At 43.8% G+C, this 13432-nt stretch carries 15 protein-coding genes; 9 read left to right on the forward strand and 6 right to left on the reverse strand.

From position 1 onward, the window contains the following. Nucleotides 1-147: 147 nt before the first annotated feature. The 3 genes from leuB (at nucleotide 148) to IQ246_RS24290 (ending at nucleotide 2524) form a co-directional block, all read left to right on the forward strand. The gene (gene leuB / locus IQ246_RS24280; RefSeq protein WP_194005888.1) at nucleotides 148-1236 is read left to right on the forward strand and encodes a 3-isopropylmalate dehydrogenase; all 1089 of its coding nucleotides are present in this window, start codon (nucleotides 148-150) and stop codon (nucleotides 1234-1236) included. Nucleotides 1237-1325: 89 nt separating this feature from the next. After that, nucleotides 1326-1586, forward strand: coding sequence for a hypothetical protein (locus IQ246_RS24285; RefSeq protein ID WP_162396835.1), 261 nt, complete (start codon nucleotides 1326-1328; stop codon nucleotides 1584-1586). 116 nt (nucleotides 1587-1702) lie between these two features. Continuing rightward, on the forward strand, nucleotides 1703-2524 hold the full coding sequence (locus tag IQ246_RS24290) for an A24 family peptidase (RefSeq protein ID WP_194005889.1): 822 nt from the start codon (nucleotides 1703-1705) through the stop codon (nucleotides 2522-2524). A gap of 9 nt (nucleotides 2525-2533) precedes the next feature. On the opposite strand, the gene IQ246_RS24295 is transcribed toward IQ246_RS24290, so the two are convergent. Together IQ246_RS24295 and IQ246_RS24300 are read right to left on the reverse strand one after the other, a co-directional pair. Then, a complete protein-coding gene (locus tag IQ246_RS24295; protein WP_194005890.1) occupies nucleotides 2534-3112 on the reverse strand; it encodes a hypothetical protein in 579 nt (192 codons plus the stop codon). 393 nt (nucleotides 3113-3505) lie between these two features. Beyond that, a complete protein-coding gene (locus IQ246_RS24300) occupies nucleotides 3506-4303 on the reverse strand; it encodes a dienelactone hydrolase family protein (protein ID WP_194005891.1) in 798 nt (265 codons plus the stop codon). A gap of 210 nt (nucleotides 4304-4513) precedes the next feature. On the opposite strand from IQ246_RS24300, the gene IQ246_RS24305 reads away from it, so the two are divergent. The 4 genes from IQ246_RS24305 to IQ246_RS24320 all read left to right on the forward strand — a co-directional run bounded on the left by IQ246_RS24305 (nucleotide 4514) and on the right by IQ246_RS24320 (nucleotide 9341). Next, a complete protein-coding gene (locus tag IQ246_RS24305) occupies nucleotides 4514-6781 on the forward strand; it encodes a DUF1796 family putative cysteine peptidase (protein WP_194005892.1) in 2268 nt (755 codons plus the stop codon). Nucleotides 6782-7031: 250 nt separating this feature from the next. Continuing rightward, a complete protein-coding gene (locus IQ246_RS24310) occupies nucleotides 7032-7835 on the forward strand; it encodes a TIGR04255 family protein (RefSeq protein WP_194005893.1) in 804 nt (267 codons plus the stop codon). Continuing rightward, entirely contained in the window at nucleotides 7832-8512 is a 681-nt protein-coding gene (locus IQ246_RS24315) for an XRE family transcriptional regulator (RefSeq protein WP_194005894.1), read from the forward strand. The genes IQ246_RS24310 and IQ246_RS24315 overlap by 4 nt, the downstream gene beginning before the upstream one ends. Further along, nucleotides 8502-9341 carry a hypothetical protein gene (locus IQ246_RS24320; RefSeq protein WP_194005895.1) on the forward strand — a complete coding sequence of 280 codons (840 nt, stop codon included), beginning with the start codon at nucleotides 8502-8504 and terminating at the stop codon, nucleotides 9339-9341. The genes IQ246_RS24315 and IQ246_RS24320 overlap by 11 nt, the downstream gene beginning before the upstream one ends. Nucleotides 9342-9361: 20 nt before the next feature. Here IQ246_RS24320 and IQ246_RS24325 read toward each other — a convergent pair whose 3' ends face one another. Continuing rightward, nucleotides 9362-10873: an AMP-binding protein gene (locus IQ246_RS24325; protein WP_194005896.1), complete on the reverse strand. Its 1512-nt coding sequence runs from the start codon at nucleotides 10871-10873 to the stop codon at nucleotides 9362-9364. Between the two features lie 51 nt (nucleotides 10874-10924). Between IQ246_RS24325 and IQ246_RS24330 the strand changes: the two genes are divergently transcribed. Continuing rightward, entirely contained in the window at nucleotides 10925-11236 is a 312-nt protein-coding gene (locus IQ246_RS24330) for a hypothetical protein (RefSeq protein WP_194005897.1), read from the forward strand. Here IQ246_RS24330 and IQ246_RS24335 read toward each other — a convergent pair. Continuing rightward, the gene (locus tag IQ246_RS24335; RefSeq protein WP_194005898.1) at nucleotides 11201-11425 is read right to left on the reverse strand and encodes a hypothetical protein; all 225 of its coding nucleotides are present in this window, start codon (nucleotides 11423-11425) and stop codon (nucleotides 11201-11203) included. The two genes, IQ246_RS24330 and IQ246_RS24335, sit on opposite strands and share 36 nt — an antisense overlap. 149 nt (nucleotides 11426-11574) lie before the next feature. On the opposite strand from IQ246_RS24335, the gene IQ246_RS24340 reads away from it, so the two are divergent. Continuing rightward, nucleotides 11575-11715, forward strand: coding sequence for a hypothetical protein (locus IQ246_RS24340; protein WP_194005899.1), 141 nt, complete (start codon nucleotides 11575-11577; stop codon nucleotides 11713-11715). Between the two features lie 15 nt (nucleotides 11716-11730). Here the strand turns inward: IQ246_RS24340 and IQ246_RS24345 are convergent, their stop codons facing one another. Further along, the gene (locus IQ246_RS24345; protein ID WP_194005900.1) at nucleotides 11731-12432 is read right to left on the reverse strand and encodes an SDR family oxidoreductase; all 702 of its coding nucleotides are present in this window, start codon (nucleotides 12430-12432) and stop codon (nucleotides 11731-11733) included. A 159-nt stretch (nucleotides 12433-12591) separates the two neighbouring features. Further along, a complete protein-coding gene (locus tag IQ246_RS24350; protein ID WP_194005901.1) occupies nucleotides 12592-13248 on the reverse strand; it encodes a DUF938 domain-containing protein in 657 nt (218 codons plus the stop codon). Between the last annotated feature and the right edge of the window lie 184 nt (nucleotides 13249-13432).

A 13432-nucleotide genomic window follows, 5' to 3' on the forward strand; every position in this document is an offset into this window, starting at 1 on the left:
CCCCATCCCCAATGCCCAATGCCCAATGCCCCATCCCCCATCCCCAATGCCCCAATCCCACCACTTTCAATAAATTAAAAACTCCACAGGTACATTTTGCTCGGTATGATATTTAATCTGCAAGCATTTACCGAGTAAAAACTAACTATGACTCAGAACTACCGCATTACCCTCCTCCCTGGCGATGGCATTGGCCCTGAAATTATGGCAGTGGCGGTAGATGTGCTGAAAGTTGTAGGGAAGCAGTTTGATATTCAGTTTGAATTCCAAGAAGCCCTGATTGGCGGTACAGCGATAGACGCTACAGGCGAGCCTCTCCCATCTACCACCCTAGATACATGTCGCAATAGTAATGCTGTATTACTAGCCGCCATTGGTGGTTATAAGTGGGATTCTCTACCATCTTATTTACGCCCAGAAGCAGGTTTGTTAGGGTTACGCGCAGGATTGGGACTATTTGCCAATTTGCGCCCAGCGAAAATTTTGCCCCAGTTAATTGACGCTTCGACTTTAAAACGTGAAGTTGTGGAAGGCGTGGATATTATGGTAGTGCGCGAACTCACTGGTGGAATTTACTTTGGTAAACCCAAGGGAATTTTTGCCACGGAAACTGGTGAGAAGCGCGGCATAAATACAATGGTTTATACAGAGTCGGAAATTGAACGCATCGGGCGAGTGGCGTTTGAAGCAGCACGAAAACGTGGTGGTAAACTCTGTTCGGTGGATAAGGCGAATGTATTAGAAGTATCTCAGTTGTGGCGCGATCGCATCACCCAACTCTCCCAAGAATATCCAGATATCGAACTTTCTCATTTGTACGTCGATAATGCTGCTATGCAACTATTACGCGCTCCCAAGCAGTTCGATACTATGGTTACGGGGAATTTGTTTGGCGATATTCTCTCTGATGCTGCTGCCATGCTCACAGGTAGTATTGGGATGTTACCCTCTGCTAGTTTAGGTGCTTCTGGGCCTGGCGTGTTTGAACCAGTTCACGGTTCCGCTCCAGATATTGCAGGACAAGATAAGGCAAATCCTCTAGCACAGGTTTTGAGTGCGGCGATGATGTTGCGCTACGGCTTAGACCAGCCAAAAGCGGCAGATTATATTGAACAAGCCGTATTCCAAGTTTTAGAACAAGGCGATCGCACAGGGGATATAATCTCTCCAGGTAAGAATCTTTTAGGTTGCCGCGCTATGGGCAATGCATTGATTTATGCTCTTGAAGAAAAATAATTTTTAGTCTCAACTAGGCGATTTGGCAACCTTGGCTAGAAGTTTCGGGTAGACTATAGGGAAATCTAGCAATCATATAGCAGTCGATAGTGTACGCATTACGACAAGGACAAACAAATTTTACTGCCCCAAAGAATCAGCCTCCTTTGATTGATCCCGCCGTAATCAGAGCCGCTGGGCAAATCTACTACACCCACTGTGAGGTTCATCCCGAAATAGCTGGACAACCTTCAGGTGTAGCAATTAATCGTGTAACTCATCGAGGTAAGGTAATTTTTACTAATCAACCAGTCCTCTTACCTCAAGAATGCTTTGTGCCATTGAATCAAATTGAATCCCACATGTATTAATCAAGAGTCAAGAGTCAAGAGTCAAGAGTCAAGAGTCAAGATTGATTAACCCTGGACAAAGGGCAAAAAATCAAGGACAAATGACAAATGACAAATGACAAAGGACAAATGACTATATGGACATTTTGATGGTCGTCTCGGCGAGTATCATTGTTTTTGCATTAGGTGCATCTATTGGCAGCTTTATCAATGTTGTCGTTTATCGAGTACCTGCTGGGTTGTCAATTCTTTGGCCTCCTTCTCGCTGTCCCCGTTGTTTAAACCAGCTAAAAGCCTACGATAATTTACCCGTGCTGGGATGGGTGTTGTTAAGAGGGCGATGTCGATATTGCAAAAGCAAAATTGCTGTCCGTTATCCCATAGTAGAAGCGGTAACTGCTTTTGTATTTTTACTGGTATTTTTGATATTTAAAGTTTCAATTTTAACAATAAGCTATTGGGCTTTTTGCAGTTGGTTATTAGCGCTATCGCTGATTGACTTAGATACTATGACCTTACCCAACCCACTTACTCAGTCTGGTTTGGTAGTGGGGATTATATTTCAAATGGTGGTTGGTTTTTTGCCAGAGGCTAGCGGGGAGGCATTAATAAATCACCTGATGAGGGCAATAGTAGGCGCGGTATTAGGCTTATGGCTATTTGATGCGATCGCAATAGTTGGTTCAATTGCCTTTGGTAAAGCTGCAATGGGTGCAGGTGACGCGAAGTTAGCAGCTATGATGGGAGCCTGGTTGGGATGGAAGTACTTGCTCCTAGCTGGTTTTATTGCTTGTGCGCTGGGAGTGTTAGTAGGTAGCGGCGCAATAATGCGATCGCCAAAAAGATTAGCACAAAAGATGCCTTTTGGGCCTTTTCTGGCTTTAGGATCTGTGATTACTCTATTTAGCGGCGAAGCTATATTATCTAGTTACATGAGATTATTTTTTCCAGTATATTAACCTTGGGGTTTAATCTGGGAAAGCCGTACCAGTCATTGGATCACGGATATACAGCCCTAGTGTGAGACTACGGATCACTTCATCCCAAATGGGTGTTAGCTGCTCTGCTTGATCTGCCCAATAATCAAATGTAATCAAGCACTGAACATTCGACCCCAAACCAATGCAAGTCCGCGAAAAAGCTTCGCGTGGTTCTTCCTGGGTGTCGATAAACTTCATCTGTGTCCACACAATCCTGGCAGTTTGGCGCTTGATGGTAAAGATTTCTCCTTTAGCAATGACGTTGCGACTATCGTCTTCTATGACTTTCTTCAAAGTAGATTTTAGCGGAAACTGGCTCCAGTCATTGGGTGGCAGGCGATTGAAAGATACTTCTAAGCAGCAATCATCATTGGGCGGTTTTCTATCGAGGAATTTGAATGATTTTTCTTGTGGCTCAAAAACCCAATTCTGGGGAACATTAAAGCGAACAGCCCCCCGATCTGCGACAAAAATTTTGTAGCCTGATGGAGATTCCCAGTGATGGTCAGGTTTTAATTCAAGCGTTTCTTTAATCCACTGGAGATTGCTTTTTTTACGCTTTGCCATAATGCTTTTGCAAATCTGCTCAAGAGTGCGTAGGCGTCGCCCACTTTGTTAATCGTATCAAATTCCTAGGTTTGGTATAACGCATCAATTGCATTTGCCAGAAGGTTCATTGAAAGCGACGGGAAATTCCCTTCCCAGGTGTCTGATGATAGACACGACTTACGCAAGTGTCATATTTTTAACGCCAGAGGTTGTCCAGAGTCAAAGGTCAAAAGTCCAAAAAACCTTGACCCTTGACCCTTGACCCTTGACCCTTGACCCTTGACCCTTGACCCTTGACCCTTGACCCTTGACCCTTGACCCTTGACCCTTGACCCTTGACCCTTGACTCTTGACCCTTGACTCTTATACCAGAAGCCTTGTGTGCCAGTTGCGTAAGTCCTGATAGAGTGCTCACAAGTTGTTTTGAAAGAGTTCAAGAACATGTTGCCAAGCATCAGGAGCAGCTTCTGGGTTGTAGCTTGGGTGCTGGGCTAAGAATGGGTACTGATCTTTGAATAATCCGGCGAAGAATCCATGTCCTGCATCGTATCGGAATACACGATGATTTATTTTATGTTTCTTTAATTCTGCCTCAATTTGCTCATTTTCCTCCTGGGAAACTAATGCATCTCTTGTACCAAAAAACGCATAGATAGTTCCTTTAATTTCAGAGGTGCGATTAACAGTTGGAGTCTCTTCACCATAACTAGAAGTGGTAATCCCACCACCGTAAAAGGAAGCTGTTGCTTTGATATCGGGTAATGTTGCAGCCATGTAAGCAACATGACCACCAAAACAAAAACCAATAGCACCAATTGCATCATTTTTGACATTGGGTAAAGTTTTTAGATAGGCGATCGCTGCTTGAATATCGCTTAATATTTCTTGATACTTTACTTGCTGATAGTATTGCAAACCAAGCTGATAGGCTTCTGGACTATACCCAATATCTTTGGGGCTAAACTCAGCTTCAAAATCAGGAGCAATACGTTGATATAGGGCGGGCGCTACTGCTACATAACCTTGTTTAGCTACTAGTTCAGTAATATCCCTAATGTTACTATTGACTCCAAAAATCTCTTGGAAAACTATAACTGCGCCAAAGGTTCCCTTCAGTGCTGGTTGAGCTAAGTAAGCATCGATTTCTAAGTCATTGTTAGGTATTTTGACTTTTGTAGTGTTAATTTCGATGTTTGTTATTTCTACCATCTTTGTTTCTCAAAAAGGAAACTTTAACTAAATCTTATCCTTCTTTTGATTTGTTCTTAGTTGCGCCAAGATTTATGATGCAATATTTTTATATTAAATGAATATTGGGTCTTCTAAGTAAGTAGAACTATTTTTAGTATATAAAAATGTCATTTTAAAGAATTTAGCCTTCCTGTCTGGTATCGTACTCTCTAAACCAGAAAGAACCCTATGTATCGGTTCCAGATCATTGCATATACCCAAACGGGCGAATCTATCGGTCTTGTTGGTTCTACTCCTGGGTTGGGACTGTGGGACATCACCAGATGTGTCCACCTGCGTACAAGTGCCGATCGCTATCCTTTATGGTGGACAGATAGAGAAATCGACATTCAGCCGTCTTTGGAGTCAGCTGATTGCCAAAAAGTTGAGTATAAGTACATACGTCTCTATTCAAACGGCAGCAAAAGATGGGAGAGCGTTCTAGGTTCAAATCGATGGGTGCCACTTGACCCTGAAAATCTGTCCAGCACAATTGTTGTGGATGATGGCGCATTCGGTTATTTGCAGCCTTATCCGTTCGGATACATTGAGAAGCCTACTGTCAAGATGCCCCTCGATAAAGGATCTGAGAAGCTTAAAATTGTAGTTATTGGCAGTTCCGTTGCATTAGGTCATAAAGCCTGGCTATTGAAAGGTTGGGCCTGGCTGTTAGGACAAACTTTGCAGGAAAAATACGGGCACCAACTCGTGAATGTGTCGGAAGTAGGGGCGAATATTAGCAGAACGATCGCCCGGTTTGAGTCAGTTGTCACGCCAGAACAACCGGATGTAGTGATTATTGCCCTATCCCTAGGCAACGAAGGGTTAGCCTATTGTCTCCCTCACCAACGCCGAGCAGTACAGCGGCGGTTTGAAAGTGGCTTGCAGCAGCTTGTGAAAATGACGCGGGACATAGGAGCACGTCCGATTCTCGGCGGGGTTTATCCCAATGGCGACTATGAGTCGGAACATTACTGGTTGCTAAGGGACACACACAACCGGATGCTGAATTGGGGCGTAAGCGTACTAGATTGGTTGGCAGCCGTGGATAATGGGCAGGGACACTGGAAAGTGGGGACATTTTTCGACCCGGCTCACCCTAACACAGTTGGTCATCGCCTCATGTATCAGGCGATCGCTCTGCACTTGTTTGAGATCAACAAAAACGAATTGGCAAAAGAAAAACAACGCTACCAGCAGCCGAATGAAGTCCCGATCTTTGATAATGAGGGATTCCATGTTTGGGCTTGTATTGAAGAGAAACGTTTGCGGATCATCAATCGCTCACAATACAGCTACACCATCGCTCCCTATTGGCAGGAATTGCAAACTGCACTGCAAAGTCAGGCAGGATTGATACCAGGTATTTACATTGCCAAATCTGCACAGCAAGGGATGCTCCCCTTCTTCGCCGTCCAAGAAGATGGCGCGATCGCAACCATACTAGAAATCCCCCCTGGTGTTGACCTAGAATATAGCGCTGCCTTCAATCTCTTTTGGTCGAACAACTCAAAACTTTTGTTCTATGACGGGCATCTGGGGATTTTGCAAGCGGACGATCACCACCTCTGGGTGATTAATGAATCAGATAACGAGTACAACATCCAGCCTATGTGGCAAGAGGTACGCTTAGCACTGAAAGCCATGCCATCGGGTGTTTATGAAGATCCGCTTCATCCCGACATTCCCTTTCGCACCATGATGATTAGCAACGACGGGTTAGAAAGCCGGGTGAAAGCACCACCAAAATCAGCGGTGTTTTTCCAATACAAGTGCAAATTATCGGATATCAGCCGTGTGGCTATTCTTCCCCTTGGCGATCGCTGTGCCGTCCGCATGATGCTGTATAAGATGGAGTACGATGGGCCCGCTTTTCCGTTTGATCTAACGCGCACCACCAATATTGGAGATGTTGCGGATGCGATCGAAAACGGTTTTGATGATATGTGGAACCCTGCCTTCCTGCATTACAGCCCCGATGCAGGCAGAATTTACCACAGTAAGTGGTCGGGTCTATCCTTTGCCCATGAAGTCGAAGAGACAGACGACCCGACGGGCGATATGTCTACCGTTTATGAACGAATGCGCCTTCGTTACACAGCACGCTCTGAACGGTTTTGGTACGTACTGCAAAATTGCGACCAAGTGCTTTTCGTTCGCACAGGAATTAGCGATCGCGGTGGCGTTATTGATCTGGTCAACAAGCTGGAAAAACAATGCCACGGGAAACCATTTCAACTCTTGCTCCTTTCTCCCCAATCCAACCATGAGTTTTTAGACCTTCCCAACGTGCTGCATTACAATGTCGAGTTTAATCCCGATCGCATGTATGACGATTTGGGACACTGGATGTACTGCACAGAGGTGATGCGTCAAATTCTGGAATCCCTTGGGGTATCTAGCAAAAACCTCTTCTGGTGTCCACCTAAAATACCAAAGGAGTGGAAAACTAGGTAGGGCGATGCCTGCGACGGGCTGCGTCAATGCTTTTCGACTACTCAAGCCCTTCTATATAATGCGGCTTACAAACATAACTACGACTAGAGAAGCAGTATAAATATTGGGCTTGCTCTAATTTTTTCTGTTATGCAACACCTTACGGTAAAACCTTTCTTAAACTTCACACTATACTTCACACTATGGCATTACGATAGATGTAAAGAATGATGATGCACAATCTCTAGAAGCCTCGCAAAGGATGTAGAAAGTGGTCAATACCAATCCATTCATTGCACAGCCGCCCAAGGAAGTGCCGTTACAAAACGCACCGCTGATTCGAGTGATCGCGCAAGTACTCTTTCCTTCCATTCTTTCGATGGAAGATAAGGAATTTGTTCGTTCATTCCAAGAAGCGATTAGGGAAAATTACCCTTACCTACAGCCTGAGCAAACTCAGGGCTTCGTTTTTGGCCCTCAAGGTCTTGTACCAACTGTGCCTCAAATAACTTGGCGATTTGTGGACAAAACAGAAACTTGGCGTGTCTCATTAGCACCCAATTTTTTGGCACTTGAGACAACTGTTTACTCAAGTCGCAGTGATTTTCTGGAACGTCTAGAAAGCTTACTTATTGCTCTTAAAAAAAATTTTCATCCTAATATTGATATTATTGAGCGATTCGGTATGCGATACATCGATAGACTTGTTGGACAAAATATAGATGATCTATCATTACTGGTAAAACCTGAGATAGCTGGCATTGCAACTGCTGGATTCAGAGAATATATTCATCAAAATATTAATCAATCTTTGTTCATCATCCCTGATGGAGGGGAACAAATCATTGCAAGGTGGGGACTCGTTCCTGCTGACACAACTTTTGATCCTGCGGCGATTGAACCTTTTGCTGAGTCTAGCTGGATACTGGATCTAGATATGTCTCTCTCAAAAAAACGAGATTTCAGTATTGAAGCTTTGATGAATGAAGCAAAACAATTTTCTGAAAGAATTTATACGTTCTTTCGATGGGCAGTGACTGATGAGTTTTTGCGGCGGTTTGGAGGTGAATTATGAGTGATTTGCTAGACAGAAAACTTGATCTATTACCGAATACTTCTGCACTTGGAGCTATGCGGAAATCTATCGTTAATCGCTTTCCCTCTATAATTTTAATGGCTCCTAATAGCACTGCTAATTCTATAACAAATAACAGGAATGTTTTGGCCCCTTTAGAGATGACAACGAGTGGGCTGACTCTACCATCAACTAGTTCTCCAGAATCAACACAGAAGGCTCTTAGCGAACTGAGAAGATTGAGTGGATTAACCTGGGATCAACTTGCTAAACTCTTCAATGTCTCACGCAGAAGCCTTCATTTTTGGGCAAGTGGGCAGCCATTATCCCGCTTTAATGAAGAGCATCTTCATCGAGTCTTAGGTGCTATTCAATACATTGATCGAGGAAGCGCAAGTCTCAATCGCAGTCTTTTACTGAAACTTGGCAGTAATGGTACACCCCTTTTTGACTTAATGCTTGTAGGTAAATACGAAGAATTCAAGCAGATTATTGGTTCCGGTAATGCACCTCCAAGACCACAGTTAAGTTCTTTGTCTGAAGATGTACGTGCAGCACGTAGACCACAGAATCCAGCAGAACTGGTTGACGCTCTCCAAGATCCTATCCATCTTGAAGTTGGACAATCCAGACCTGGTAGAGCCGCAAGGAGTCGAAAAAATCGTAGTGGTCAATGAGCGTGATGTTTGGATTCAAAAAGTAGACACCACTCTTAAAAAGTGGTGTCAGGGTGATTGTGTACTTGGAGAACACTGGTTTGTCCATCGCTTTAATCCTCAACACCCTTTGACATCTGATTCTGCTGATGTTGCAGAATCAGAAATTGACCTTGTGGAATCCGATGTTAAAGGTTTTGTTGTGGTTACACAGACATGCGATATTGTACGCTCTTGCGCCGAGCGTCCATTCATAGAGGTAGTACCTTTGGTGGAGGTTGATGAGCAACGTTTGTCTGAAATTCAGCGAAGTAGGCGACCTCAGTTTGCTTATGTTCCAGGAGTTGCAAAATTTAATCTTGTTGCTGACCTTGATCGTGTGATGACATTAGAGAAGGCTGTTATTGCAGAATGGAAGCGTGAGCCAGGATGCGGCAATGATCAAGAGATTAGAGCATTTGGGCAAGCATTAACACGAAAACGTGCTCGATTTGCTTTCCCTGACGACTTCAACGACTTTGCTAAAAAGCTTCAAAACCGTCTGCGAGATAAGCATGATAAATCTAACACTGAAGGAGAAGCACTCCGCGCCTTACGCGAAATTAGAGTGCGTGCAGAACCTTCATGGAATAGCTCTGAAATTCGACTAATATTTTGGTTTATTCGAGACGAGGAACAGAATCAATTTGAGGAAATAGGATGGGATAAATTTCTTAAACAGTGGTTGCAATTAATCCCTGAATCTGGACGATTCCAAGCTGTAGAAGGTTCGGTAGTAGCTCTGGAAGATATGACAGCGAAGGAGTATGTTGAGAGTGATCCACTTGATTTGGATCACTTGTCATCCTAGTGTGCATAATTTTACCATCGCTATGCTCGAAATAGCTCAACCACTGTCGGTTTAGTCACTTTCCCCATAGCGTTGCGCGGTAATTCTTCAACTCTCAAAATTTGGGTTGGCACTTTATAAACAGCCAATCGCTCTTTTGCCCAACTCCTAAAAGATTCTAATGTCAACTCGCGTTGCGGTTGCAATACTAAAGCAGCACAAACCCGCTCACCCCACTCTAAATCAGCAACCCCAACCACCGCACATTCTTGAATATCTGGATGCGATCGCAACACTTCTTCAATTTCCAGAGCAGAAACTTTATACCCTCCCGTTTTAATGATATCCACACTCATCCGTCCCAGAATCCGGTAGTTGCCGTTCTCGACTACGGCGATATCTCCAGTACAGAACCAGCCATCTTGGAAGGCTTTGGCGGTTGCTTGTGGGTTTTGCCAATATTCTAGAAACACTCCGGGGCCTTTAACTTGGATTTCTCCTGGTGTTCCTGCTGGAACTAACTCTGCGTTCTCATCCACTAATCTCACTTCAACTTGAGGTAGTGGCTTTCCCACATATCCAGATAACCGTTGACCATGTAAAGGATTCGATAGCGCCATGCCAATTTCAGTCATACCATAGCGCTCAAGCAGAAAATGGCCGCTGATAGTCTGCCACTTTTCTAAAACTTGAACTGGTAACGCTGCTGAGCCAGAAACCATCAGGCGCATTTTAGCACAACCTTCTGACATGCTTTTTTGGCGATCGCTAGAGGCAGTTTCCCAAGCAGCAATCAGCTTTACATAAATCGTCGGTACTGCCATAAATAAAGTTAAATCACCGTCACCAATTCGCCTCCAAACGGTTTCGGCATCAAATTTGCTAACTATCTCACACTCCGCCCCAGCCCATAATGCACAGGTCAGGACGTTGACAATCCCATGAATATGATGCAGTGGTAGTACATGTAAAATTCGATCATCGGATGTCCATTCCCAAGCGGTAATCAAGCTAGTCAATTGCGCTTGAATATTGTGATGAGTCGTAACCACACCCTTCGGTTTACCTGTTGTACCGCTCGTATACAGAATTAATGCACGTCTGGTGATATCTAGCTCTGGGAGGCGACTAACATGATCTGGGAGCGGTTCTGAGGTGAGGATAAATCGTAAATTTTGGGCTTCGGCGATCGGGCGCAATATAGCTTCAAAATTGGGATGGGCAACAATAATCGATGCTCCTGAATTGATAATCACATACTCCAATTCTGGTCGCGGGTGAGAAATACATAGAGGTACGGCTATTCCACCAGCACGCCAAATCCCCCATTGAGTGGCTACATACTCAAACCCAGGCGGGACGAGAAAGGCGACTCGCTCCTCTTGTAAATCTTCCGCATCATTAAGAAGAACTGTCGCTATTTGACTGGAGATGTGAAGCAAATCCCAATATGTAAATGCTTCTTCAGTTGTAGCGTTGGCGCCGCCTCTCGGAACGAGAATCGCTATTTTATTGTTGTATTCTTGAGCACGAGTAATCAATGGCAGATTCACGTTTTTTACCGATTTAGGGGTCTAGTTACTGAAAGCATATAGCAATCCTAAATGAAAAACTCCACCCACAAGGGGATGGAGAATGGGGAAGAGTCCCCAAGGAAACGCCAAGAGGAGCAAGAGACAAACGCGGCTTATGCAGCTCGGATGCAAGCTCAGTATGGGATTAATCCGCCGTCCACACCCTCCATTAATGAAGATGGAAGTAATAATTGGGGGGGTATGGACACAGATAAAAAACTCCGTGATTCTTGGTGGAAACGGGTTAAATATTATGCTCAGTTAGCGATTGAGCGGGTAGAGTACGGGGTAGAATCAATTGATTGGTTAGTGGCTGTATGGTATATACGTGTGTGGTGGTAAAAATACTGGTGGTGTTGGCTGTGGGTATTTACATGGAGGCAGAAATACTGGCGGTGTGGGTCGAGGGGCACGGATACCACCTGTTAAAAGTATTACTTCCGAATCCGTTAGTTCATTGAGAAAACTTTCACAATCTTGAAAGAGATTAGAGCCAACAGGATACAGGTTAGAAATTTCGATATTAGACATTGGTTTTTTCTCGATTAGGTAAATTAGCTTTCATTAAGACTTTATATCTTCTAATTTGGGAATTTATAATTATCATCAAATATTAATAATTAATTGAACATCCGGCGACGGTCTATTTATCGCAACTTGCCCCCGGCTTCCGTCCAGCTATGGGACAAGCTCTAAATGCGATCGCTCGACTATTAACCGATGGTATTTGTGATGCGTTGACCTTAAACTGGACAGGGCTGCGTTATAAACATACGGCGGCGGTACGAGCTACATTAATAGAGAAGCACTCACCAGCTTAGTAACTACTACCGTCCTCAGAAAACTACAGATTTGAGTTGTGCAAGATTAATTTCGGGTATATATGATGCCTGCGATAGCTTTAGTGAACAGTCAATTACAGATATTAAATCACTTAGTGGGATAGGAACTTGAGGTGAGAAAGTACTATCAGCTATGTCGTTTAAGACTTCTGGTGTTGCAACATTTCCAGGGTTAATTACCGTGACGCTAATTCCAGTATTACTTAGTTCAATTTGCAAAGCTTGTGCCGCACCGCGTAGCCCAAATTTAGAAGCTGTATTTGCGACTTCTCTTGATGCTTGATGATCCAAACCTGATAGGGAGCCGATAAGAATTATTTTTGGAAATTTGGATTTTTTAAAAGATGGAATTAAGCCTTTTACTAACTTAATTGGAGCTATGAGGTTGACAGCTATTACGTGATCAATTTCATCATAACTACTGTTGCTAAAATTATAGTCAGTGGTAAATGCACATTTTTCCCAGGTTCCTCCGAGAAAAAGAAGCGCATCTAGAGAGCGATCGTTAAAAACTGCACAAACTTTATCAATACCTTCTTGTTCTGAGATATCTGCCTTAACCCACTTTCCAAATTTTGATGCATTCCGTGAAACACATACTAAGTTTCTTACTTTGTCTTTGTCTTGGTAATACTCTGCTACTGCCAGACCTATCCCACGGCTACCACCAATAATAAGCATGTTTTCTATAAACATCTCACATGACCAGCACTTCAACTACTGTATCTACCATCGATAATACAGACATAATACAGTCTCCAGACGCTTGATCACAATCAATTTCCCAAACCTCATCTGAAGCGGTAACAAGTATATCCGTTGCAGCTAAAACCAAAGGCTGGAAGTGATTGCAAATTATTCTAAATTATCAGAACGTTGAAACACTACCGAAAGATTATTTGCCGGCATTTGATAAGTCTGTTTCAAAGTTAAATTTTGTGCGCTAGCCGCTGCTACAACATCATCGAAGTCACGCACGCCCCACTCTGAATTTTGGGCGCGTAAAGATTCGTCAAAAGTTGCATTACTCGGTGCTGTATGTTCTCCACCTTGTTTGAAAGGCCCATATAAATAGAGGATACCTCCTGGTGGCAAGATACGACCTGCTCCAGCCATTAGTCCCAGACAGGCTGACCAAGGTGAAATGTGAATCATATTGATGTTGACTATAGCAACAATTGGCGATGTATCAAGCCGCTCACTTAGTGCGTCTTTCTCCACTGCCCAAACTGGTTCTCTAACATCAAGTTCAAGCGGTGGATAAAGATTATCATCAGGAAAGTGTTCAGCCCATGCAATGATACTGGCTCGTAATTGCGGATTTGCATCTGTTGGTAACCACTTACGAGGGCTGAGCCTGGGGGCAAAAAATATTGCGTGTTCGCCAGTACCACTTGCTATTTCCAAGATAGTTCCACTCGCAGGCAATACTTGTAAAAGTACTTCTATAATTGGTTCGCTATTGCGCTGGGTGGCTGGTGCGTATTGTCGTGCATCTTGTGGTGTCTTCATTTTATTTTTAAGCACATACTAAATCTCATCCTATTCGCGATCGCGTCGCTCCTAGTAGATATTCCCAGTTCTTTCAATATCAACTGGCCACGGCGATCGCGAGTCAGACGCCCCTACGGATTCTCGTTCCTCGCTAACGCTACCGCTATGCTATCAAGCTTCAGAGTCCCCACCCATTCCCCAT

This window comes from aff. Roholtiella sp. LEGE 12411 (genome assembly GCF_015206995.1).
Lineage (GTDB): Bacteria > Cyanobacteriota > Cyanobacteriia > Cyanobacteriales > Nostocaceae > Komarekiella.